A 23,149-nucleotide genomic window follows, 5' to 3' on the forward strand; every position below is an offset into this window, starting at 1 on the left:
GGGCGTTAAACTTTGCTTACCAGCGAGCCTTTAACAGGTTTGGCTGGATGCCGCTAATCGCGTGCGCGTTGCTGTATACCTGAGGTGCCATACCCGCTTCGAACTCTTCGCGGAAATATTTGATGGCACTTTGCAGTGGCTCTACTGCACCAGGCGCATGCGCACAGAAGGTTTTACCCGGGCCAAGCTGGCGGCAGAGCTGCAGCAGGGTTTCGATGTCCCCCGGCTGTCCCTGTTTACGTTCCAGCGCGCGCAGAATTTTCACGCTCCACGGCAGGCCATCGCGGCACGGCGTACACCAGCCGCAGGACTCGCGGGCAAAGAACTCTTCCAGATTGCGTACCAGCGAAACCATATTGATCTCATGGTCAACGGCCATGGCCAGCGCGGTGCCCAGACGGCTGCCCGCTTTACCAATGCTGGCAAATTCCATCGGCAGGTCGAGGTGCTGTTCGGTCAGGAAGTCAGTCCCTGCCCCGCCCGGCTGCCAGGCCTTGAACTTCAGACCGTCACGCATACCACCGGCATATTCCTCAAGGATCTCACGCGCGGTAGTACCAAACGGCAGCTCCCACACGCCCGGATTCTTAACGCGACCGGAGAAGCCCATCATCTTGGTACCGGCATCTTCACTGGTGGAGATGTTTTTGTACCAGTCAACGCCGTTGGCAATAATCGCCGGAACGTTCGAGATGGTTTCCACGTTGTTGACGCAGGTCGGCTTGCCCCATGCACCGGCAGAGGCCGGGAACGGCGGCTTGGAGCGTGGGTTAGCGCGGCGGCCTTCCAGCGAGTTGATCAGCGCCGTTTCTTCACCACAGATATAGCGGCCCGCACCAGTGTGAACGATCAGTTCGAAGTCAAAACCGGTGCCGAGGATATTTTTACCCAGCAGGCCCGCTTCGGTCGCTTCGGCAATCGCACGGCGCAGGTTCGCGGCCGCCTCGATATATTCACCGCGCAGGAAGATGTAGCCACGGTAGGCTTTCAGCGCGAAAGCACCGATTAACATGCCCTCAACCAGCTGGTGAGGCATCTGCTCCATCAGCAGGCGGTCTTTATAGGTGCCAGGCTCCATTTCATCGGCGTTACACAGCAGGTAACGGATGTTCATGGATTCATCTTTCGGCATCAGGCTCCACTTCAGACCGGTAGAGAAGCCCGCACCGCCGCGGCCTTTCAGCCCGGAGTCTTTCACCTGGCCTACAATTTCTTCCGGCGACATGGATTTCAGCGCTTTTTCAGCACCGGCATAGCCATTCTTACTGCGGTACTCGTCGAAGAATACCGGCTGCTTATCGTCACGCATGCGCCACGTCAGCGGATGCGTTTCGGCAGTACGAATAATCGTTTTCATTGATACTGCTCCAGTAAGTTGGCAAGACCTTCCGGCGTCAGATGAACGTGGGTATCTTCGTCCACCATCATCACCGGCCCCTTGTCGCAGTTGCCGAGGCAGCAGGTTGGCAGCAGCGTAAAGCGTCCGTCAGCGGTCGTCTGGCCAGGTTTGATATTGAGCTTATTTTCCAGCTCGGCCTGAATGCCCTGGAAGCCGGTGATGTGGCACACCACGCTGTCACAGTAGCGGATCACGTGGCGCCCTACCGGGGTGCGGTAGATCTGGCTGTAAAACGTTGCCACACCTTCCACATCGCTGGCCGGGATGCCCAGCACGTCGGCAATCGCATGGATTGCGCCGTCCGGTACCCAGCCGCGCTGTTTCTGTACGATTTTCAACGCTTCAATTGACGCTGCGCGGGCATCTTCATAGTGGTGCTTTTCATGCTCGATGGCGTCGCGCTCTGCCGCACTCAGCATGAAAGCCCCGGATTCATCGATCGTTTCGATCGCAATTCTTTGATCGTGCATAATTAGCGGTCCACGTCTGACATAACAAAATCGATACTACCCAGGTATACGATCAGGTCGGATACCAGGCTGCCGTTGATCACCGAAGGGATCTGCTGCAGATGCGGGAAGCTCGGAGTACGCACGCGCGTGCGGTAGCTCATCGTGCTGCCGTCGCTGGTCAGGTAGTAACTGTTTATCCCCTTCGTCGCTTCAATCATCTGGAAGGATTCGTTAGCAGGCATGATTGGCCCCCACGAAACCTGCAGGAAGTGCGTGATCAGGGTTTCGATATGCTGCAGCGTGCGCTCTTTAGGCGGTGGCGTCGTCAGCGGATGATCGGCTTTGAATGGACCAGCAGGCATGTTTTTCAGGCACTGTTCGAGGATACGCATACTCTGGCGCATCTCTTCCATTTTGAGCATCACGCGGGTGTAAGCACAGCTCACCCCACCACCGATTGGCACTTCGAAATCAAAGTTTTCGTAACCGGAGTAAGGGCGCCATTTACGCACGTCAAAGTCCAGACCGGTTCCACGCAGGCCGGCACCGGTGGTGCCCCAGGTCAGTGCTTCTTCCATGTTGTAGGCAGAAACACCCTTGGCACGGCCAATCAGGACGGTATTCTTCAGCGCGGTCTGTTCGTAGGCTTTCAGACGTTTCGGCAGCCAGTCGAGGAAATCACGCAGCAGGCGTTCCCAGCCGTTCGGCAGGTCATGCGCCACGCCGCCAATGCGGAACCAGGCCGGATGCATACGGAAGCCGGTAATCGCTTCCACCACGTCATAAATTTTCTGGCGATCGGTAAAGGCAAAGAACACCGGAGACATAGCACCGACGTCCTGAATAAAAGTAGAGATGTAAAGCAGGTGACTGTTGATACGGAACAGTTCTGACAGCATGACGCGAATCACTTCCACGCGCTCCGGCACTTTTATTCCGGCCAGTTTTTCTACTGCCAGTACGTACGGCATCTCGTTAACGCAGCCGCCGAGGTACTCAATGCGGTCAGTATAAGGGATGTAGCTGTGCCAGGACTGGCGCTCACCCATTTTTTCCGCACCGCGGTGGTGATAGCCGATATCCGGCACGCAGTCGACGATCTCTTCGCCATCCAGCTGCAGGATGATACGGAACGCACCGTGCGCTGACGGGTGGTTAGGACCGAGGTTGAGGAACATATAGTCCTCATTGTTGGTCCCACGCTTCATGCCCCAGTCTTCCGGCTTGAAGGTCATGTTTTCCATTTCCAGATCTTCTTTTTGCTTGGTCAGCTCAAAGGGATCGAATTCGGTCGCACGTGCCGGATAGTCTTTACGCAGCGGGTGCCCTTCCCAGCTCTGCGGCATCATGATGCGCGTCAGGTGCGGGTGGCCCACGATATTAATCCCGAACATCTCCCAGGTTTCGCGCTCATACCAGTTGGCATTGGCAAAAATCTTGGTGATGGTCGGCACATTCAGATCGTTTTCAGACAATGCCACCTTGAGCATAATGTCGCGATTACGTTCAATGGAGATGAAGTGATAGAAAACGGAAAAATCCGCCGCCGGTAAACCGGCACGGTGGGTACGCAGACGCTCATCCATGCCATGCAGGTCATACAGCATGACATAAGGTTTTGGCAGCTTGCGCAGGTATTCAATAACTTCTAACAACTGCTCACGTTTCACCCAGACAACCGGGATCCCGGTACGGGTTGGCTGTACGGTAAAGGCATCTGGCCCAAAACGGTTACGCAGCTCGCCGATCACCGGGTCATCCAGGTGGTCGCGGGTTTGCCATAAAGGCTGTGCGAGATCTTGCGTGGTTAAATCTGTCATAAGTTGTTCACCATTCTGGCCTGTCCGACAGGCACTCAGTGTTGGCGTAAGGCGGGTCGGCGCACGTTGCTTTGTCGTCTTGTTGTGCTGTTGCTGACCTCATCCATAAACTGCCTGGCTTAAATCTCGTCAGGGCTGCGCAGGTTAGTCACCGCGATGCGCTCTGCGTGTTTACGCTCACGCTCGGATTGCATATTGGCGCGGTACACACCCTGATCGCCGACCACCCACGACAGCGGGCGACGCTCCTTGCCAATCGATTCCTGCAGCAGTAACAGCGCCTGCATATAGGCTTCAGGACGCGGTGGGCAGCCTGGAATATACACATCAACCGGCAGGAACTTATCGACACCCTGAACCACGGAGTAGATGTCGTACATGCCGCCCGAGTTGGCGCAGGCACCCATACAAATCACCCATTTCGGCTCCAGCATCTGGTCATACAGGCGCTGAATGACGGGGGCCATTTTGGTAAAGCAGGTTCCTGCAACCACCATGAAGTCGGCCTGGCGAGGCGAAGCACGAATAACTTCTGAGCCAAAACGCGCAACGTCGTGTACCGAAGTAAACGACGTCGTCATTTCGACATAACAACAGGAAAGACCGAAGTTAAACGGCCAGAGGGAGTTCTTGCGTCCCCAGTTCACCAGGTCATGCATGGCGTGTTCGAGCTTGCCCATGTAGACGTTCTGATGAACGTGCTTTTCCAGGGGATCGGCTACGATCTCCTGTTTTTGCAGGGGGTAACGGTCATTCTCACCGTTCGGGTCTATGCGGGTGAGCGTATAGTCCATGTCTTTTTGCCTCGCTGTTACTGCGTATTACGGTTGGAGTGCGAGATGGTGGTTGGCTTCACGTCAAAACGACGGCGGGCAGGAGCCCAGTCCAGCGCGCCGATGCGAACCAGATAAACCAGACCAGCAAGCAATACCAAGATGAAAATGGCGGCTTCCACAAAACCGACCCATCCGCTTTCGCGGATCGCAGTCGACCATGCGTAGAGATAGAGGGCTTCAACGTCAAAGATAACGAAGAACATAGCGACCAGATAGAATTTGGCAGACAGACGCAGTTTCGCGCTACCAACGGAAGGAGCTCCCGACTCAAAAGGCGTGTTTTTATACCGTCCCTGGCCTTTTCCGCCCAGGAACCACGCTCCGGCCAACATCAGGCAACACAGACCGACTGAAACGATCAGAAAAACAGCGAATGCCCAGTGATGGGCGACGACTTCTGTGGTTGTTGACATACTCTGCTTACTCACCAAAAGTGGTGTTTCGCGTCCTGCTCTAATCTCTGGCAGTTAACACACCACATCGATTCAAGGGAAAAATAAAAAACCTTATAAATTTTACTGCCTCTTTTGATTAGGCAGCTATTTTATGGGGTTTTTTACTCCTTTCAATAACCTTTTGTCAACTTTGACAAAAGTATCCGCATGCTAATTTACAGATGCAACATAATTTTAACAATTAATGCTCAAAAAATAAGCTAAATCGTGTCAGTGGTAAGACCTGATAAAAATGTAGCAGCTAAAACCCTGTGCGGATCGCGTATTTAACAATCTCTATTTTGGCAGGAATAATCATATTTTCCTGCCCCTTAATAGGGTTATTTTTTTGATCGAGGACACACTTCTGTGTTTTATGGGCAAAATTTGGTCAGCGGAGATTGTGCAAAATCAATTCATCGCGCGAATGATACTGGGGTCTTTGACGGGAGATCTTGCGCTTTCATGACGTTATGGACCGCAGCGTATGCAGTGCATTTTACTCATACCGAAAACGCGATTACGTGACATAAAAATGACAAAAAAAAGCCTTTCAGGTTAAATAAACACTGAAAGGCGTATATCTGATGCTAAGCTGACTTAAGCAATGAAAATGAAAGGCATTCTCGTTTATAACGTTGCCTTATTCATCCTCATCCAGCAGCGCCGCACTGTCCGGACTGGCGTTGATCAGGGCATAAGGATCGTTGCTTGACTCCATGGCGTTAAAGATAGCCAGCGCCAGCTCGTTGTCGCTGTCTGGGTTACGGCACAACAGATACTCCGTATCCGGCAGGACCGGCAGGCCTTCCGCTGCGCCCATAACGCGCAGTTCAGGGCTCATCATCTCAACCGGGCGGGCTGTCACGCCCAGCCCGGCTTTCACCGCCGCGCGCACCGCAGCCAGCGTGGAGGCAACATAGGAGATGCGCCACGGAATACCGGCTTCGTTAAGGTGATCGATGGCCATATCGCGGTACGGGCTTGGCTCGTCCAGCAGAACCAGAGGAATCGCTTCTCCGCGCTGGAAAATGTAATCCGCGGCACAGTACCACAGCGTCGGCGATGTACGCAGGACCTGCCAGGCAAAGTTCATTGGGCTGGAGGTCGTCACAACCAGATCCACTTCCCCCTGATTCAGCATCTCCATCATGAATGGATTACGCTTTACCCGCACATCAATAGCCAGCTTAGGATAAACAGAGGTCACGCGGTTAAGCAGGAATGGGAGGATGGTGTCGGAAGTATCGTCTGAAGCCCCGATCGTCAGCACACCCTGAACGTTGCTGTACATCAGCGAAGTGCAGGCTTCATCGTTAAAGCGCAGAATTTTGCGCGCATAGCCCAAAAGCTGAATACCGTGTTCCGTTAATAACTTGTTACGTCCATGTCTGGCAAACAGCTCTTTGCCAACCAGCTGCTCAAGACGCTGCATCTGCTGGCTGACGGCCGACTGGGTTCTGCATACTGCAGCAGCAGCGGCAGCAAACGTATTCAGATCGGCTACGGCCACAAAAGTTCTCAGCAGATCGAGGTCGAGATTGAGTATCGGACGATTTGCATTAGTCATGTTTTTCTTCACTTTATAAGTTTTTTACGAACAGCTACCCTGGTGTTATTACTTTTTTATCAACGAGATAAGTCGATAATTGTTGCGTAATGGCATCGCCTGACGCGGTGTAAACTCATCTGATGCATCACTAAAACGCTTAATATAAAACACCGCTATTCGCCCCGGCCAGGTAAAAATCCTGACCAACCTGGGCGGATTAAAGGTGTCTTACTCTGATTAATCACGATTGCATACTGTACTGACCCATAAGCGGCATGAGGCGACATTGTTAAGGTTCAACAAGGCAGGCTTCACTGGAAAAAGTGCACCTGTTTGGATCTGACAGCACAGCATCTGGCAGGTACCGTTACGGGCTCCGCCGGTGACCAATACAGCGTGAATATTAAGTTTTTCTTACCCTTTTTGGGTATAAAAATCGTTTTTTTATTACCAGAAGGCCCCTGCAAACCGCCGGAAAGTCTCCTGAAAGTTATCCTGACATACTGCCGCCTACTTTTTAAGCCTAAATACGATTATTCTTATCTCTAAAGTAAGATTTTATCAGCAACGGCACTCAGCAGAGACTCAAATAGACTAAAATCAAACTTCCGTATAAGAATTAGACGCATTCAATCATCTGAGCGGCACGATGCGTTTGCAAACGATTGGGCGCGTCCCGGCAGTGACGGGTGTAGATAAAACACCCAAATAGTAAATATATTTTGACTGTTTCAGCAATCATCAATCCATTTTTCGTTAATGAATTGTGCAATATCCCGCAACTATTCTTCTTCATAAGAGGAATTTTCGCTCTGTTTTACGCTGAGTATTGTTCGCTTATGACCAGTTTTAAGTGGTGAATGTTCCTGGTTTTACAGTATTTAATTCCACAATTCGTACAGACTCCATGCAGTCGTGTGAGCCGCTTGAAAAAAGCGCGATTAACGCGCCAAACCCGGCGGCCACCCTTCAAAAGCATTAAGGAGAGGAGTACATTGTGTAACGTTTAGTTTTCCACGGCAGGAAAACCCTCCTGCAAGTCAAGGTGACCGAGATGACCCAAATTGATAAGTCCAGCAAACTGGATAATGTGTGTTATGACATTCGCGGCCCGGTGCTGAAAGAAGCGAAGCGCCTCGAAGAAGAAGGTAATAAAGTTCTTAAACTTAACATCGGTAACCCTGCCCCCTTCGGTTTTGAAGCCCCGGACGAAATTCTGGTCGATGTGATCCGTAACCTGCCCAGCGCTCAGGGCTACTGCGACTCAAAAGGCCTGTACTCCGCGCGTAAAGCCATCATGCAGCACTATCAGGCGCTGGGCGTTCGCGATACCACCGTTGAAGATATCTACATCGGTAACGGCGTCTCCGAGCTGATCGTTCAGTCGATGCAGGCGCTGCTGAACAGCGGCGATGAAATGCTGGTTCCGGCACCGGATTACCCGTTGTGGACCGCCGCCGTGTCGTTGTCCAGCGGCAAGGCCGTGCATTACCTGTGCGACGAATCCGCAGGCTGGTTCCCGGACCTGGACGACATTCGCAGTAAAATCACACCGCGCACCCGCGGCATTGTGATTATTAACCCCAACAACCCGACGGGTGCGGTATACAGCAAAGAGCTGCTGCTGGAAGTGGTCGAGATCGCCCGCCAGCACAATCTGATTATTTTTGCTGACGAAATCTACGACAAAATTCTTTACGATGCCGCCCGCCATCATTCGATCGCCGCACTGGCACCGGATCTGCTGACCATCACCTTTAACGGCCTGTCAAAAACCTACCGCGTGGCCGGTTTCCGTCAGGGCTGGATGGTGCTGAACGGGCCGAAGAAGCACGCGAAAGGTTATATTGAAGGTCTGGAAATGCTGGCGTCGATGCGCCTGTGCGCCAACGTTCCGGCGCAGCACGCCATTCAGACTGCGCTGGGCGGATATCAGAGCATCAGTGAGTTCATCCAGCCGGGTGGACGACTGTACGAACAACGTAACCGTGCCTGGGAGCTGATCAACGATATTCCGGGTGTCAGCTGCGTGAAGCCGGACGGCGCGCTGTATATGTTCCCAAAAATCGACGCGAAAAAGTTCAACATTCACGATGACCAGAAAATGGTCCTCGACTTCCTGCTGCAGGAAAAAGTCCTGCTGGTTCAGGGCAGCGCATTCAACTGGCCGTGGCCGGACCATGTGCGCATCGTCACCCTGCCGCGCGTAGACGATCTGGAAATGGCCATCACCAAATTTGGCCGTTTCCTCGGCGGCTACCACCAGTAAGTCACCTCTCTCGAGATATCAGTCCCGGATAGCGGCAGCGCGGCTATCCGGGCAAGCGGAATGCCCTGATGAATCAAAGTCATTTTTTTGCCCACCTTTCCCGTCTGAAACTGATTAATCGCTGGCCGCTGATGCGCAACGTGCGCACTGAAAATGTGTCTGAACACAGCCTGCAGGTTGCAATGGTTGCCCATGCGCTGGCGGTGATTAAAAACAAGAAATTTAACGGCAATCTCGACCCGGGCCGCATCGCCCTGATGGCGATGTATCATGATGCCAGTGAGGTGCTGACCGGGGATCTTCCGACCCCGGTGAAGTACTACAATGCGCAGATTGCCCATGAGTACAAAAAAATCGAGAAGATTGCGCAGAAGAAGCTGATTGAAATGCTGCCGGAGGAACTGCGCTCGGCCTGGGCGCCGCTGATCGATGAACATCAGCACAGCGAAGCGGAAACGGCGATCGTTAAGCAGGCAGATGCGCTTTGTGCCTACCTGAAATGCCTGGAGGAACTGTCGGCGGGCAATAACGAATTCCTGCTGGCGAAAGCCCGACTGGAGAAAACCCTCTCCCAGCGTCACAGCCCGGAGATGGACTATTTCGTTGAGGTCTTTATCCCGAGCTTCAGTTTATCGTTGGATGAGATAAGCCAGGAATCGCTGTAGCGCCTCCGGCAGCCTTCAACCGTGCAGCCAGATGTGCTGCACGGGGCTGTCTTTATGCGCTCTCAGCTACGTTTGGGGAAAAATGCCACCGGAGCGGTCAGCGTTTTCTGCGCCCCGGGTGGTGGCGCAGGCACCGGCGAGGCGCGTCTGACCAGCGCCATCACCTCGCGATCCAGCTCGGCCACGCCCGAACTTCTCGCCAGCGAAACGCTCAGCACGTTCCCCCGATCGTCGATAGTGAAACGAACCAGCACGGTGCCGGTATCGCCGCGCGCCTGCGCCGCTTCCGGATAGCGCTTACGCTTCTCCAGATGAGCCATTACTCTCCCTGCCCAGCTCGCCTCCTGCGGCGTGGAGACCGAACTGCTGGCGTTGGTTTTCTGTGCGGCGGTGCGCTCGGCCTGCTGAGTCTGCACCTGGGCCTGAACCGCCTGCTTTGCCGATACCTGCTCCTGGTGCTGCGCCTGCTGCAGCTTTTGCTTTTTCTGTTTTTCCTGCTGCGACTTGCCCTTCTGGTCTTTTTTCGTTTTCGCCCCCGCTGCGGCTCTCAGAGCGACCTCCGGTTTTTCGGTCTCGGGTACCGCTTTCTCCGGCTCTTTTTCCGGCTGCTTCTGGGGATCGACGGCCGGTGCAGCGGCGGCATCGCTCTGAGTCTCCGCCTTCACCTTCTCTTCGCTGGCCTGCGAGTTCTGGCTTTCCGGTGAGATGTCGTTTCGTTCGGTCAGTACCGCCTGGGCGGTATCCGCCATTTCGATCATAATCGCTGCGGGCGGCGTATTGTCGGCGGCGGTAATCGGTGGCATCCACATCAGCCACAGCGCGGCACCAGCATGCAGGCCCAGCGCCAGCAGGCTGCCCGTCAGCCAGCTCGTCGTTCCGGCGCGGCGTGCATCTTCAAACGTCACTGGCGTTGCCCTTTCTAACCAACCTCATTACAAAATCCCTACGGCATCCCCGGGAATTCGGGTCTCTGGTTAATAAAACGAATAAGGGGGATAAATTTTCTGTTAAATCGGCAGTTTTTTTACTTCGGGGCGACATTGGCAAGAAATCAGTACGGGCAGAAGAAGTGGATGGCGAATTCAGGGCGAGGCGGATGCCCCGCCCTGGATTATCAGAACTTCAGCGTGACGCTTCCGCGCAGCGTCCGGCCAGGGCCCGGCTGCGGCATGATGCTCATCGCTTCAACATAGTAGCGATCCGTGAGGTTATCGATATTCAGATCGAAGATGGCATTTTTGTTCAGCTGATAGCTGGCATACAGATCGATCAGCGCGTATGGGTTCCATTTAGAGGCCTGGATTGAACCTACACCTAATGACTGAATCGTTTTTTCACTGCCGTCGCCGATCCCTTCGGTATAGCGGCTGCCGATCCAGTTAAACCGCGTGCCCACGGTCAGCTTGTCGTCAAGGAAGCGGCTGCCGAGGTTCATCGTGACGGTATCCTTCGGGGGCACCTGCTGCAGGGCGAAGCTGTTGTAGATCCCGCCCGCCGCGCATTCGGTGTATTCCGGGTTAATGCTGCCCGGGACGGCGCAGAACATCACGTGGGTGTAATGGTTCCAGCCGATGCTACCGAACACTTTCCCCGTATCGTACTCGGCGGTCACTTCATAACCGCGCATCTCAGCCGACTTAAGATTCACACGACCCAGTGCGTACCAGGTAAACCATGGGGTTTCCATCGGAATATTGGAACGGGTAATGTAGTTATCAACGTTGTTATCAAAGTACGCCGCGTGCAGGCGCAGTTTATCTTCAGGCAGGAACACGCCGTCGCGCAGGAAGTTAATCCCCAGCTCGTAGCTGCGTGCCTGCTCCGGCTTCACCGGGTTATCAGAAACCGGCATGCCGAAGGACGGGCTGGTCAAGGATTCAAAGATGCTTGGGTTGCGCATCACGTTGCTGTATTTCACATACGGCTTAACGCCTTCCCAGGGTTCCACGGTCACACTGGCGATCCGCGACCAGCCTTTGTCCGTGCGCTCGTACGGCTCCGCCAACGTGGGGGCATTATCCAGTGTTTTGTAATGCTGATAGCGCAGGTTCCCGTTCAGCGTCAGCCAGTCCTGTGGTTTCCACTCTACGGTGGTAAACGCGTTACTCTCGCGGCGATTGCCTTCGCGCGGCTGCGGAATGGAAAGGAATGTGCTCGGGGTATAAACGATGCCATCCGGGCTACCTACATCTTCACGCGTGTAGCCACCGCCGTATTCCACGCTGACGTCGCCTGCCGGGGTGTTCAGCAATGAGGTATTCGACAGCGTACCGCCCCAGCGCTCCGATCCCACCAGCATTCCCGCATCGTTCAACACGTACTGCGTGTTGCTATAGTTAGTAGCGTTCGCCCGGTTATCCACCTTATTGTAGAAGGTGTTGATCTTCAGGTTGATGAGGTCGGTTTCTTCAGGCTGCCAGTTATAGCGTGCGGTCCAAGTATCCAGAGTGATATTGCTGAGCCGCCCCTGATAAAGCCCCTGAGTGATATAGTAGGTCGATCCCAGCTGGTAACCATAGTCGCTGATGTACTTACTGTATCCCACTTCCAGCGTCTGATTATCCACCATCTTCAGCTTGCCTTTCAGCAGCCATGACTCATTGTTCAGCGAGGTGTTAAGTACCTGTTCGCCAGCGCGATAGGGGCTGACGCCACCATTTATCCAGCGTTCATTACCATAATTATCAACATCAAAAGCGGGATGAGGCTGGTTGCCGCCGTGCTTACCGGCGTAATAGTTACCGTTGTAGCGTTGGGCGTAGGCCGCTACGCCTTCAAAATATTCACTGGTTCCGGCGATGGCGATACTGCCGGATCCCCCGGTGGCCTCAAACAGCCCGGGGCGGTTTGTATCGTTTTCATAATACATATCGGTCGGCGGGCCATCCCAGACGTAGCCCAGCGTTTTCTTCATCCCCGCTCGGGTGCCCTCACGCGGCACGCTGCCGCTGTTGCCGTTGAATCCGCCCTTCAGCCGCACGCCGATGCTCTCGCCCGGCAGCAAAATATCTTTCGCACTGATGGTGTTAACACGAACCACGCCACCGGTAGCACCGACGGCATCTGCACCCATACTCGCGCCCTTCTCAATCGAAACTGAGCCGATAAAGTCCGGGTCAATATAGCTGCGCGAGTTAGAACCGTTATAGCCCTGATAGATGGTCGTTTCCTGACTGGATCCATCGACGATCACCGGTACGCGACCCTGGCCCTGCATACCGCGAATATTCACGTCCAGCGCGCCGGAGTTGCGGCCGTCACCGTTCAGTACGCCCGGCACGCCGGAGAGGAAGTCGCCCACCGACGTGCCGCGGAAACGATCCACCTGCTCACCAGACAGATAAGCGCTGGATCCTGCAGATTCATAAGGCGCATCGGCAGGTGTACCGCCCGCTTTAGCATTAACGGTAATGGTGCCGAGCATCAGTGAATCATCGCCTGCCGCAGCGGTGGTTGCCGACTGGCTCAGCGTGACCGTGTTGCTGCCGGTAAAGCTGTAGCTGAGCCCGGTTCCCTGTAACAGTCGGGAGAGCGCGTCAGCCGGTGTGGTGGTCGCCGTAACGCCGGCAGAACGCTGCCCTGCTGCATATTCCGGTAGATAGCTGACCTGCATGCCGGACTGGCTGCCGAAGTCGGCCAGCGCCGACGAGAGCGAACCGCCGGGAATACGGAAGTTAACCTGTTTTGCCTCTTCCGCCTGCACGGAAAACGGCAGCGCAGCCAGCGGCAGCGTGATACTGCCGAGCAGCGTGACGCTAAACAGTCGTGTTCCGACACGGCGCCCCACATTCATTTTCACTGACGAACTCATTAGATCCCAGTCCCCTGATAGTAAGCACGATGTTATGCATCGATTTTTAGTCCATCGATGTCTGTCTGGTTACTACAACGAATGAGAACGGGATTTTTTTTGTGTTTATGAAAATAAATGCGTTTTTATTTTATAAATTCTGTACAGGTCTCAGTTATTTACGTACTGATTTCAGGGGTAATACAGAGATAAGTGGTTGCGCTGCGGATTACCCGCTCGGGGGCACTGCCAGCCGGCTCTTTGACTTTCGTGTTGCCTGAAAAATCTAAGGATTTAACGGTGAGTTTCTTCTTCACAATCTGAATCCAGATTGATTGCAAACCTGGGAGTTGGCTTAAGCTGTCCATGCCCCTGCTCAGGCAGATCCTAGCCCCCTTTGCGATGCTTTCACTGCGTTCGTCCGCGTCCCTGCAGCCGAATTGGGGCTTTCATATTGAGTTCTGAATTACAGATTCCCATGGCGGACAGGCCACACGTCTGATGTTGAATTCTGGTGTCGACTTTTAAGAAAACACAATCGGACTTTGAAGCCATTAAAACTTAACGTCACAACCAGCGAGCACTATGTGGAAAAGGGGCCAGTCTCTGCGGCTGTTGGGCAATCCGCAGCGCTGAAGCGTAAGCAGCGGGGCCGGAGAGCCAGGCATGGATGCCTGGATCAGGCGCGGCGCGGGCAGGACGCCCGCTCTGCGCCGATCCGAAAGGCCGGATGCTGGAGCTGAAGAGACCGCATAGCGGCGCGAGGACCGCCCGACAGCCGCAGAGACTGGCCCCAAAGCATCATACCAACAGCGAAGAGCCCACAGTCCCGATGCTGGAGCTGAAGAGACCACATAGCGGCGCGAGGACCGCCCGACAGCCGCAGAGACTGTAGTGGTCTAATAGATTCGGACACTCTCAGAGGTTATAAAGTTAATAACCAGAGAGGTGACACGATGAGTGGAAGAACGTTTACCCCCGAGTTCAAGCGTGAATGTGCTGAACTCGTTCTCGATCATGGCTACACCACACAACAGGCTTGTAATACTGCAGATGTCGGTTCCACAGCAGTGCGCCGCTGGGTCAGGCAACTGCTGGCAGAACGGAGTAGTGGTATAGAGGCTCCCGGTTTGACTGTTTCGTCCTCAGCCACACCGCTAACGCCAGAGCAACAACGTATCCGCCAGCTTGAAGAACGCATTCTTCGACTGGAACGGGACAAAGAAATATTAAAAAAAGCTGCGGCTTTGCTGATGTCGGACTCCACAAGATCCTGACGTTCATCACCGCATTAAGCGGGCCATACAGCATAAAAGAACTTTGCGCGGTGCTGGGAGTACACCGTAGCCAGTTTTATTACCATAAAAAACAGCAGCAGAAAGAAACGGCTGCGCGCGATGCTCTGCGTCAGAAAGTAGCCGAGCTTCACAGGATGAGCCGCGGTTCTGCTGGCGCACGCACGTTATCATCAATGCTGAAGAAAGAGGGCCAGACTGTAGGACGATACAAGGCCAGAAGGCTTATGAAAGAAGCCGGGCTTGTCAGTATGCAGCCTTCCAGGCATCGTTATCGCGTGTGTGAGCAGCCGTCGATGATGGCGAAAAATGTACTGGCCCGGGGATTTAATGTGGCAAAACCGAACAAGGTCTGGTGCGGAGATATTACCTTCATCAGGACAGAGAAAGGATGGTATTACCTTGCTGTAGTGCTGGCTCTGTACGCGCGTAAGGTGGTTGGCTGGGCGTTCTCAATGACGGCGGACAGTCAGCTGACACAGCATGCTCTGACAGTCGCCTGGCACAACCGTGGTCGTCCATCAGGCATCCTGTTCCACTCCGATCAGGGTACGCAGTACAGCAGTCACTCTTACCGTGCGACGTGTTCAAGGTATGGAATGACAGCCAGCATGAGCCGGAAAGGTAACTGCTGGGATAACGCAGTAACAGAAAGGCTGTTCCGAAGTCTGAAAACGGAATGGCTTCCCCACAAAGGTTACTGTAGTGCAGAAGAAGCGAAGAGAGATGTGTCGTTATATCTGAGTGGTTATTACAACAGGATACGACCACACAAGTACAACAGCGGGCTGTCGCCCGCAGAAAAAGAAAGACAAATGCAAAAAGAACCTCTGGCTATGTCCTAAATGACTGGACCACTACAGACTGGCCCCAAAGCACATAGCCAGCAGCGAAGAGCACACAGTCCCGATGCTGGAGCAGAAGGAACCTTGCAGCGACGAATCTTCAAAACGGAAACAAACGCGGAATCAACAGCACGCTGACCACCATCACGATCAGCGTAAACGGCACGCCAATCTTCACAAAATCAAAGAAACGATATCCCCCCGGCGCGCACACCAGCGTATTCACCGGAGAGGACACCGGCGTCATAAACGCCGCCGAAGCCGCCACGGCCACCACCATGGTAAACGGATAGGGCGATACGCCCATCTGATGTGCCGCCGCCACGCCAATCGGCGCCATCAGCACCGCCGTGGCGGTATTGGAAATAAACAGCCCAATGGTGGCGCAGAGAACGAACAGACACACCAGCATCACCTGCGGACTGTGCCCTCCTGCCAGCTGCATCAGGCCATCGACGATTAACGTCACGCCCCCGGTCTTTTGTAGCGCCAGCGCAAAAGGCATCATCCCGATAATCAGAATCAGCCCCGGCCAGTGAATCGACCGCCACGCGCTTTCCGCATCGATGCAGCGGAATTTTCCCATCAGCAGACAGGCAATAATCGCGGCAATCGGATTGGGGATCTCCTCGGTCAGCATCATCGCTACCATCAGCGCCAGGCAGAACAGCGCATGCGGAGCCTGACTGCTGGCCGGAGCAACCTCATCCACCTCGGCAGGCAAATTCAGCACCATAAAATCACGCTGGGTCTGCTGCTGGATCTGGGCGATTTTTTTCCAGTCGCCCATCACCAGCAAAATATCCCCCAGCGCCAGCGGTTCATCGGTGAACGCGTTCTCCAGCACCTCGCTTCCGCGCCGCATCCCCACCACGCTGATGCCGTAGCGCGAACGGAAAGCGATTTCACGCAGGCTTTTTCCCTGCAGCGGCGAGTCGGCCAGCAGCGAAACTTCGGCCATACCAACGTCGCGGGCGCGATCGGAAAAGTATTCGCCGCGCAGCACCATTGGTTCCAGCTGCTGGCTGGCGCAAAACTCCCGCAGGTCGATCTCGGCAGCAGACATATCAATCAGCAGCACGTCGCCGCTGCGAAACTCGGTGGTCCCGGTCACCGGCACCATTACCCGACGGAATTTACGCCAGCGCTCCAGGCCAACTACGCTGGCACCGAAACGCTCACGCAGCTGCAGGTCGTCCAGCCGATGCCCGATCAGCGGGGAGTCAGGGCGGATCGCCAGACGCCTGGCGCGGCCGCTTAGCCGGTACTGATGAATCAGCTCGCGGAAGGTACGCCGGGCCTGGCCGGGACGATCGGCGGCGGGCGTGACCAGCCAGAAGCGTGCCAGCAGCATATAACCGATGCCCAGCAGCAGAACCACCAGCCCAATCGGCGTCACCGCAAAAAAGCCGAAACCGTTCAGCCCTTCACGCACCAGTTCACTGTTGACCACCAGGTTAGGCGGGGTGGCCACCAGCGTCATCATTCCGCTGATCAGTCCGGCAAAGCTCAGCGGCATCATCAGGCGGCCCGGGGAGCTGTTGATTTTCACGGCAACGCTCAGCACCACCGGGATAAAAATCGCCACCACGCCGGTAGAACTCATTACCGCGCCCAGCCCGGCCACGGTGAGCATCAGCAGCACAACTACCCGGCTTTCACTGTTGCCAGCCACTTTTATCAGCCACTCGCCCAGTTGGAGCGCCACGCCGGTCCGCACCAGCCCTTCACCCACCACAAACAGCGCAGCAATCAGGATCACGTTCGGATCGCTGAACCCCTGCGTCGCTTCCTGCAACGTCAGCGTGCCGCTCAGTACAAAGGCAATAATCACCAACAGCGCGACAATTTCCATACGCAGCCTGCCGGTGATGAAAAGCATCACGACCATTGCCAGCAGGCAAAGTACCCAGAGCAGTTGATTGTTCACGGCGAATTCCCGTCATACAGCCATCATTACCCGCAGCATGACATAAAAAAACCCCGCAATAGCGGGGTTAAATCAAGGGATTAGTGCTTACGATGGACATTGACCGACCCGTCGGGGTCACGGTGAACGATCAGTTCTTCCAGCGAGGTCAGTGCCATGTCCACCTCGCCAAGCCGCGGCGCATCGGCCGGGGCGTTGACCGCCACCACGTGGCACCCTGCGGCAAGACCGGAAAGAATGCCGGCAGCGGCATCTTCCACTACCACACACTCTTCCGGCTCCAGGCCCAGCAGATGCGCACCAAGCAGATAGGCATCCGGCTCCGGTTTTCCGCGCTCAACGCGTTCAGCGGTGACAAACGCCTGCGGTTCCGGCAGTCCGGTTGCACCGTGGCGGGCGCTGGCCACTGGCACGGAACCGGAGGTAACGATAGCCCAGGGGATCTCCAGCTCATCCAGCGTTGCCAGCAGGGATAATGCCCCCGGCAGGGCCACGATGCCGTCCGTGTCCTCCGCTTCCAGGCGCTCAAGGGCCAGAAACTCCTGCTGAACCTCTTCAGCCGAAGCACCCTGCATAAAGTGACGCAGTGAGGTGATAGCCTGCTTACCGTGGATAAAAGCCAGAACCTCGTCGGTATCGATCCCCCGGCGACGGCCCCAGTTACTCCAGGCACGCTCCACAACCGCAAGGGAATCTACCAGCGTGCCATCCAGATCGAACAGAAAACCTTTACACTTCACTGCGACTTCCTCATCAGGCGTTAATAACGTGTGCGATCTCGTTCGCACTCAAATGATACTGTCGCGGACAATTGTGCCATACGGCAAGCATTCGTTGATACTTTTCCCACATCGGTACCTGGGCATCAAAGCGGTGGCTGCCGGTCGGGAAATGCGTATACCGCCCTTCGCGCTCCACCATAAAGCGCGTGTAGCCAAGGTAACGCCCTTCGGTATTGCTATCAAAACCGAGAAACTGCAGCCTGCGCGGATCGATATCCTGCGAATCTTTCAGATTACTCCAGGATATGTGCAGCGCATGATGCATCTCCATCATTGCCAGCAGCGTGCGGCATTCGGCTTCCGGCAGCTGGCTGAGTTCGCTGTCCAGCTCGCGCATCTGTAAACCATAACCGCGCTTAATAATGGTCTGGCAGCGCTGATAGTGCGCGGCATTTTCAGCATCAAGCATGGCCATAATCTGGTACTGATTGGAGAGGATTAAACGTTGGGCTGGGGTCATGTCCATCGGGGGGCTCCCTGTTGCGAAAAGTAGATTGTGGACAAGGATCTCACAGCCGCATGGGGAGCTTCTTTGATACAAAACGGGTTTCCAGATGAAAACCCGGCCGGAATAACGGAACGCGTTAACCGATGACCAATCGCGATAACTTACAGATCGTCGAGAAAGGTTTTATCCAGCTGCTTAAACGCACGTTTCAGCACGTCGGCCAGCGACTGGTAGGTCGGCTTCCCCTCTACCGGAGCGATAGCCTGTCCCGCCGCCTGGAGTTTTTCACGCACATCGTGGAACCAGGTCAACAGCGTCGGCGGTAATGGGGTCACCGAACGCCTGCCCAGCCACCACAGCCCCTGCATCGGCAGGCTGCAGGCAAACAGTGCCGTCGCCACCGCCGGGCCGAGCTGGCCACCGAGGGCAATCTGCCAGGTCAGCGTAAATACCGCCAGCGGCGGCATAAAGGCAATTGCAAAGCGTGTGGCGCGCGTCACCCGATTTTCGGGGAACACCGGCGCAAGACGCTTATCAACAGGCCAGGTTTTCATATAATGCTGCCCATTTTGGAACAGCTTGAACCAACCCACGGAGCCGGATTCATTCGCCATAGCGGACCTCAACTTCAGAGATAAAAATTAAAAAAAAACCGCAATACGCCAACTTTACATGACATTATTCAAAATATTTTGTCTTTGTGAGCCACTCTGGTTATCCTGAGCGCGTTTCTGGAGCCTGTACAGCGAGCAATGGTGGTCAACAACAAGTCAGGCCATATAAAGATCATTCAGGATTTAAATAAATCCCGCAAAATATCAAAAATTTTTTACTGCCGGTCACTGTAAAGTTATCGTCAGTATGACATGTATCATTAATGTACCAGCTTTCATGCGCTACGCTGATAGTCTGTTTGACTTTTATTTCGCCACTTTTAGATAAATAGGACCTTCCATGTCGAGTAAGTTAGTACTGGTTCTGAACTGCGGTAGTTCTTCCCTCAAGTTTGCCATTATCGATCCGGCAAACGGTGACGAATTCCTGTCAGGTTTAGCTGAATGCTTCCACCTGCCGGAAGCCCGTATCAAATGGAAGCTGGACGGCGCTAAACAGGAAGCGGCTCTGGGTGCCGGTGCGGCGCACAGTGAAGCACTAAACTTCATGGTTAAAACTATTCTGGCACAAAAACCAGAACTGTCAGCACAAATCGCAGCAATCGGCCACCGTATTGTTCACGGCGGCGAGAAGCTGACCCAGTCCGTGCTGATTGACGACTCCGTAATTCAGGGCATCAAAGACGCCTCTGATTTTGCTCCGCTGCACAACCCGGCACACCTGATCGGGATTGAAGAGGCGCTGAAAAACTTCCCGCACCTGGCTGATAAAAACGTCGCCGTTTTTGACACCGCTTTCCACCAGACCATGCCGGAAGAGTCTTACCTCTACGCCCTGCCGTATAAACTGTATAAAGAACACGGCGTTCGTCGCTACGGTGCACACGGCACCAGCCACTACTACGTGACTCAGGAAGCGGCGAAGGTACTGAACAAGCCGGTTGAAGACGTTAACATCATCACCTGCCACCTGGGCAACGGCGGTTCTGTGTCGGCCATCCGCAACGGCGTCTGTGTTGACACCTCAATGGGTCTGACCCCGCTGGAAGGCCTGGTCATGGGCACCCGCAGCGGCGACATCGACCCGGCGGTCGTCTTCTTCCTGCACGACACGCTGGGCATGAACGTTGATGCCATCAACAAGCTGCTGACCAAAGAGTCCGGCCTGCTGGGCCTGACCGAAGTGACCAGCGACTGCCGTTACGTAGAAGATAACTACGAAACCAAAGCCGATGCAAAACGTGCAATGGACGTTTACTGCCACCGCCTGGCCAAATATATCGGTGCCTACGCGGCGCTGATGGATGGCCGCCTGGACGCGGTTATCTTCACCGGCGGTATCGGCGAAAATGCGGCAATGGTGCGTGAACTGTCGCTGGGCAGACTGGCGCTGCTGGGCTTCGAGGTTGACCACGAACGCAACCTGGCCGCCCGCTTCGGCAAATCAGGCTTCATCAACAAAGAAGGTACCCGTCCGGCTATCGTGATCCCAACCAATGAAGAGTTGGTTATCGCGCAGGACGCAGCCCGCCTGACCGCATAGTTCACTTTTCTCCGTCAGCCCAGGCTGGCGGAGTTGTTTTCAGAGAGCAGAAGTTACTGTATAGCCCTGATGTGCGTTGTAGCATGCCATCCGTGCGGCTACAGCCGAATACATGCAGGCTGTAAGAGAGGTTATCGTGTCTCGTACTATTATGTTGATCCCTACCGGCACCAGCGTCGGCCTGACCAGCGTCAGCCTGGGCGTTATCCGTGCTATGGAACGTAAAGGCGTCCGCCTGAGCGTGTTCAAACCGATCGCCCAGCCGCGTACCGGCGGCAATGCACCCGATCAAACCACCACCATCATCCGCAAAAACTCCAGCATCCCGGCCGCCGAGCCGCTGGCAATGAGCCGCGTGGAGTCTCTGCTGGGCTCCAACCAGCAGGACGTGCTGATGGAAGAGATCATCGCCCGCTACCACGAAAATACCCGTGATGCGGAAGTGGTGCTGGTAGAAGGTCTGGTACCTACGCGCAAACACCAGTTCGCGCAGTCGCTGAACTATGAAATCGCGAAAACACTGAATGCGGAAATCGTGTTCGTGATGGCGCTGGGCAACGATTCCCCGGCGCAGCTGAAAGAGCGCATCGAGCTGACTCAGAGCAGCTTCGGCGGCGGCAAAAATAAAAACATTACCGGCGTAATCATCAACAAGCTGAACGCCCCGGTGGACGAGCAGGGCCGCACGCGCCCGGATCTGTCAGAAATTTTCGATGATTCCACCAAAGCCAGCGTCGCCAATATCGATCCCAAGCAGCTGTTTGCCAACAGCCCACTGCCGGTTCTGGGTTGCGTACCGTGGAGCTTCGATCTGATTGCCACGCGTGCCATCGATATGAGCCGCCACCTGAACGCGCGCATCATCAACGAAGGCGATATCCAGACCCGTCGCATTAAGTCCGTAACCTTCTGCGCACGCAGCCTGCCGCATATGCTGGAGCATTTCCGCCCGGGTTCGCTGTTGGTAACGTCCGCTGACCGTCCTGATGTACTGGTTGCCGCCTGCCTGGCCGCGATGAACGGCGTGGAAATCGGTGCGATCCTGCTGACCGGTGGCTACGCGATTGACGCGCCTATCCAGAAGCTGTGCGAGCGCGCCTTCCAGACCGGCCTGCCGGTCTTTATGGTGGACACCAACACCTGGCAGACGTCTCTCAGCCTGCAGAGCTTCAACCTGGAAGTGCCAACCGACGATACCCAACGTATTGAGCGCGTGCAGGAATACGTTGCCAGCCATATCGACGCCGACTGGGTCGAGTCGCTGACTGCGGCTTCCGAGCGCAGCCGTCGCCTGTCTCCTCCAGCCTTCCGCTACCAGCTGACCGAGCTGGCGCGTAAAGCCGGTAAGCGTATTGTTCTGCCGGAAGGCGACGAACCGCGTACCGTCAAAGCGGCAGCTATCTGCGCCGAGCGCGGCATCGCGACCTGTATCCTGCTGGGCAACCCGGAAGAGATCCAGCGCGTTGCGGCAGCACAGGGCGTGGAGCTGGGCAAGGGTATTGAGATCGTTGACCCGGCTGTGGTGCGTGAAAACTACGTTGCCCGCCTGGTGGAGCTGCGTAAGAGCAAAGGCATGACCGAGGTGGTTGCGCAGGAGCAGCTGGAAGATAACGTCATGCTCGGCACGATGATGCTGGAAGGTGGCGAAGTTGACGGCCTGGTATCCGGTGCGGTTCACACCACGGCGAACACCATCCGTCCACCGCTGCAGCTGATCAAAACCGCCCCGAACAGCTCGCTGGTTTCCTCCGTATTCTTCATGCTGCTGCCTGAGCAGGTGCTGGTTTACGGCGACTGCGCCATCAACCCGGATCCAAACCCGGAGCAGCTGGCAGAAATCGCCATCCAGTCAGCGGATTCCGCGACGGCGTTCGGTATTGAGCCGCGCGTTGCGATGATCTCCTACTCCACCGGTAACTCCGGTGCCGGTAGCGACGTTGAAAAAGTGCGTGAAGCGACCCGCATTGCGCAGGAAAAACGCCCGGATCTGGTTATCGATGGTCCGCTGCAGTATGACGCCGCGATTATGGACGATGTTGCCAAATCCAAGGCACCAAACTCTCCGGTTGCCGGCCGTGCTACCGTGTTCATCTTCCCGGATCTGAACACCGGTAACACCACGTACAAAGCGGTACAGCGTTCTGCGGATCTGATCTCCATCGGTCCAATGCTGCAGGGTATGCGTAAGCCGGTGAACGACCTGTCTCGCGGTGCACTGGTGGATGATATTGTCTACACCATCGCACTGACTGCGATCCAGTCCAAGCAGGCCGAAGGCTGATTTAGCCGTGATGCTGTAGCGGGCCTCGGGGTCTGATGCAGAGAGATTGAAGCCGTTATCTTTTGAGATAGCGGCTTTTTTTATGGCTGATGGTGTGGCTGTGATGCCTGGAGCTGGGTGCCCAGCCTGGTTGGGGACTTGCCGGCGGTCATCGCGCTTTGCGAGGCTGAAACGAAACGGGGCGCAGCCTGCGC

At 55.2% G+C, this 23,149-nt stretch carries 16 protein-coding genes and 1 pseudogene; 5 read left to right on the top strand and 12 right to left on the bottom strand.

Annotated elements, in window-relative coordinates; translation table 11 throughout:
* Positions 1 to 16: 16 nt before the first annotated feature.
* The 6 genes and pseudogenes from nuoF to lrhA form a co-directional block, all read right to left on the bottom strand.
* Positions 17 to 1,357 (bottom strand): NADH-quinone oxidoreductase subunit NuoF, encoded by a 1,341-nt coding sequence (nuoF, locus tag PGH32_RS11410; RefSeq protein WP_314420769.1) that lies wholly within the window; start codon positions 1,355 to 1,357, stop codon positions 17 to 19.
* On the bottom strand, positions 1,354 to 1,869 hold the full coding sequence (nuoE, locus tag PGH32_RS11415) for an NADH-quinone oxidoreductase subunit NuoE (protein WP_105591273.1): 516 nt from the start codon (positions 1,867 to 1,869) through the stop codon (positions 1,354 to 1,356). Before nuoE ends, nuoF begins: the two co-directional genes overlap by 4 nt.
* Before the next feature lie 2 nt (positions 1,870 to 1,871).
* Positions 1,872 to 3,685: pseudogene (nuoC, locus tag PGH32_RS11420) on the bottom strand (NADH-quinone oxidoreductase subunit C/D).
* 105 nt (positions 3,686 to 3,790) lie between these two features.
* Entirely contained in the window at positions 3,791 to 4,465 is a 675-nt protein-coding gene (locus PGH32_RS11425) for a NuoB/complex I 20 kDa subunit family protein (protein ID WP_123335200.1), read from the bottom strand.
* A 17-nt stretch (positions 4,466 to 4,482) separates the two neighbouring features.
* Positions 4,483 to 4,920, bottom strand: coding sequence for an NADH-quinone oxidoreductase subunit A (locus PGH32_RS11430; protein WP_314420773.1), 438 nt, complete (start codon positions 4,918 to 4,920; stop codon positions 4,483 to 4,485).
* A 664-nt stretch (positions 4,921 to 5,584) separates the two neighbouring features.
* Positions 5,585 to 6,511, bottom strand: a complete 927-nt coding sequence (gene lrhA / locus PGH32_RS11435; RefSeq protein ID WP_314420775.1) for a transcriptional regulator LrhA — start codon at positions 6,509 to 6,511, stop codon at positions 5,585 to 5,587.
* A 1,036-nt stretch (positions 6,512 to 7,547) separates the two neighbouring features.
* On the opposite strand from lrhA, the gene PGH32_RS11440 reads away from it, so the two are divergent.
* Positions 7,548 to 8,762: a pyridoxal phosphate-dependent aminotransferase gene (locus tag PGH32_RS11440; RefSeq protein WP_123335202.1), complete on the top strand. Its 1,215-nt coding sequence runs from the start codon at positions 7,548 to 7,550 to the stop codon at positions 8,760 to 8,762.
* Between the two features lie 68 nt (positions 8,763 to 8,830).
* Positions 8,831 to 9,427, top strand: a complete 597-nt coding sequence (gene yfbR / locus PGH32_RS11445; protein ID WP_105591267.1) for a 5'-deoxynucleotidase — start codon at positions 8,831 to 8,833, stop codon at positions 9,425 to 9,427.
* A gap of 62 nt (positions 9,428 to 9,489) precedes the next feature.
* Here yfbR and PGH32_RS11450 read toward each other — a convergent pair whose 3' ends face one another.
* Entirely contained in the window at positions 9,490 to 10,332 is an 843-nt protein-coding gene (locus PGH32_RS11450) for an energy transducer TonB (RefSeq protein WP_314420778.1), read from the bottom strand.
* Positions 10,333 to 10,541: 209 nt separating this feature from the next.
* Positions 10,542 to 13,220 carry a TonB-dependent receptor gene (locus tag PGH32_RS11455; protein WP_337894291.1) on the bottom strand — a complete coding sequence of 893 codons (2,679 nt, stop codon included), beginning with the start codon at positions 13,218 to 13,220 and terminating at the stop codon, positions 10,542 to 10,544.
* A 953-nt stretch (positions 13,221 to 14,173) separates the two neighbouring features.
* On the opposite strand from PGH32_RS11455, the gene PGH32_RS11460 reads away from it, so the two are divergent.
* Positions 14,174 to 15,357, top strand: a protein-coding gene (locus PGH32_RS11460; protein ID WP_337894079.1) for an IS3 family transposase whose coding sequence is annotated in 2 segments (ribosomal slippage) — positions 14,174 to 14,465 and positions 14,465 to 15,357 — 1,185 coding nt in all. Because the reading frame shifts where the segments join, the coding sequence is not laid out codon by codon here.
* A 100-nt stretch (positions 15,358 to 15,457) separates the two neighbouring features.
* Here PGH32_RS11460 and PGH32_RS11465 read toward each other — a convergent pair.
* From PGH32_RS11465 to yfbV, 4 genes are all read right to left on the bottom strand, one after another.
* On the bottom strand, positions 15,458 to 17,287 hold the full coding sequence (locus PGH32_RS11465) for an SLC13 family permease (RefSeq protein ID WP_337894080.1): 1,830 nt from the start codon (positions 17,285 to 17,287) through the stop codon (positions 15,458 to 15,460).
* A gap of 80 nt (positions 17,288 to 17,367) precedes the next feature.
* Complete coding sequence (locus PGH32_RS11470) at positions 17,368 to 18,027, bottom strand: sugar phosphatase (protein WP_314420782.1); 660 nt, start codon at positions 18,025 to 18,027, stop codon at positions 17,368 to 17,370.
* Positions 18,028 to 18,040: 13 nt separating this feature from the next.
* Positions 18,041 to 18,535 carry a YfbU family protein gene (locus tag PGH32_RS11475; RefSeq protein WP_314420783.1) on the bottom strand — a complete coding sequence of 165 codons (495 nt, stop codon included), beginning with the start codon at positions 18,533 to 18,535 and terminating at the stop codon, positions 18,041 to 18,043.
* 143 nt (positions 18,536 to 18,678) lie between these two features.
* Positions 18,679 to 19,131: a terminus macrodomain insulation protein YfbV gene (gene yfbV / locus PGH32_RS11480; protein WP_314420784.1), complete on the bottom strand. Its 453-nt coding sequence runs from the start codon at positions 19,129 to 19,131 to the stop codon at positions 18,679 to 18,681.
* A 340-nt stretch (positions 19,132 to 19,471) separates the two neighbouring features.
* Here yfbV and ackA point away from each other — a divergent pair, with 340 nt between their 5' ends.
* Both ackA and pta read left to right on the top strand, forming a co-directional pair.
* Positions 19,472 to 20,674, top strand: a complete 1,203-nt coding sequence (gene ackA / locus PGH32_RS11485; protein WP_314420786.1) for an acetate kinase — start codon at positions 19,472 to 19,474, stop codon at positions 20,672 to 20,674.
* 136 nt (positions 20,675 to 20,810) lie between these two features.
* Entirely contained in the window at positions 20,811 to 22,955 is a 2,145-nt protein-coding gene (gene pta, locus PGH32_RS11490) for a phosphate acetyltransferase (protein WP_314420788.1), read from the top strand.
* The last annotated feature ends 194 nt before the right edge of the window (positions 22,956 to 23,149 follow it).

Origin of the sequence: Erwinia sp. SLM-02 (genome assembly GCF_037450285.1) — a bacterium.
GTDB lineage: Bacteria > Pseudomonadota > Gammaproteobacteria > Enterobacterales > Enterobacteriaceae > Erwinia.

What these genes read in the sequence shown, in the direction of transcription:
- PGH32_RS11440 (WP_123335202.1), top strand. Translation starts at nt 7,548, where the DNA reads ATGACCCAAATTGATAAGTCCAGCAAACTGGATAATGTGTGTTATGAC.
- PGH32_RS11455 (WP_337894291.1), bottom strand. Translation starts at nt 13,220, where the DNA reads ATGAATGTGGGGCGCCGTGTCGGAACACGACTGTTTAGCGTCACGCTG.
- ackA (WP_314420786.1), top strand. Translation starts at nt 19,472, where the DNA reads ATGTCGAGTAAGTTAGTACTGGTTCTGAACTGCGGTAGTTCTTCCCTC.
- nuoE (WP_105591273.1), bottom strand. Translation starts at nt 1,869, where the DNA reads ATGCACGATCAAAGAATTGCGATCGAAACGATCGATGAATCCGGGGCT.
- PGH32_RS11430 (WP_314420773.1), bottom strand. Translation starts at nt 4,920, where the DNA reads ATGTCAACAACCACAGAAGTCGTCGCCCATCACTGGGCATTCGCTGTT.
- PGH32_RS11475 (WP_314420783.1), bottom strand. Translation starts at nt 18,535, where the DNA reads ATGGACATGACCCCAGCCCAACGTTTAATCCTCTCCAATCAGTACCAG.
- yfbR (WP_105591267.1), top strand. Translation starts at nt 8,831, where the DNA reads ATGAATCAAAGTCATTTTTTTGCCCACCTTTCCCGTCTGAAACTGATT.
- lrhA (WP_314420775.1), bottom strand. Translation starts at nt 6,511, where the DNA reads ATGACTAATGCAAATCGTCCGATACTCAATCTCGACCTCGATCTGCTG.
- yfbV (WP_314420784.1), bottom strand. Translation starts at nt 19,131, where the DNA reads ATGGCGAATGAATCCGGCTCCGTGGGTTGGTTCAAGCTGTTCCAAAAT.
- nuoF (WP_314420769.1), bottom strand. Translation starts at nt 1,357, where the DNA reads ATGAAAACGATTATTCGTACTGCCGAAACGCATCCGCTGACGTGGCGC.
- PGH32_RS11425 (WP_123335200.1), bottom strand. Translation starts at nt 4,465, where the DNA reads ATGGACTATACGCTCACCCGCATAGACCCGAACGGTGAGAATGACCGT.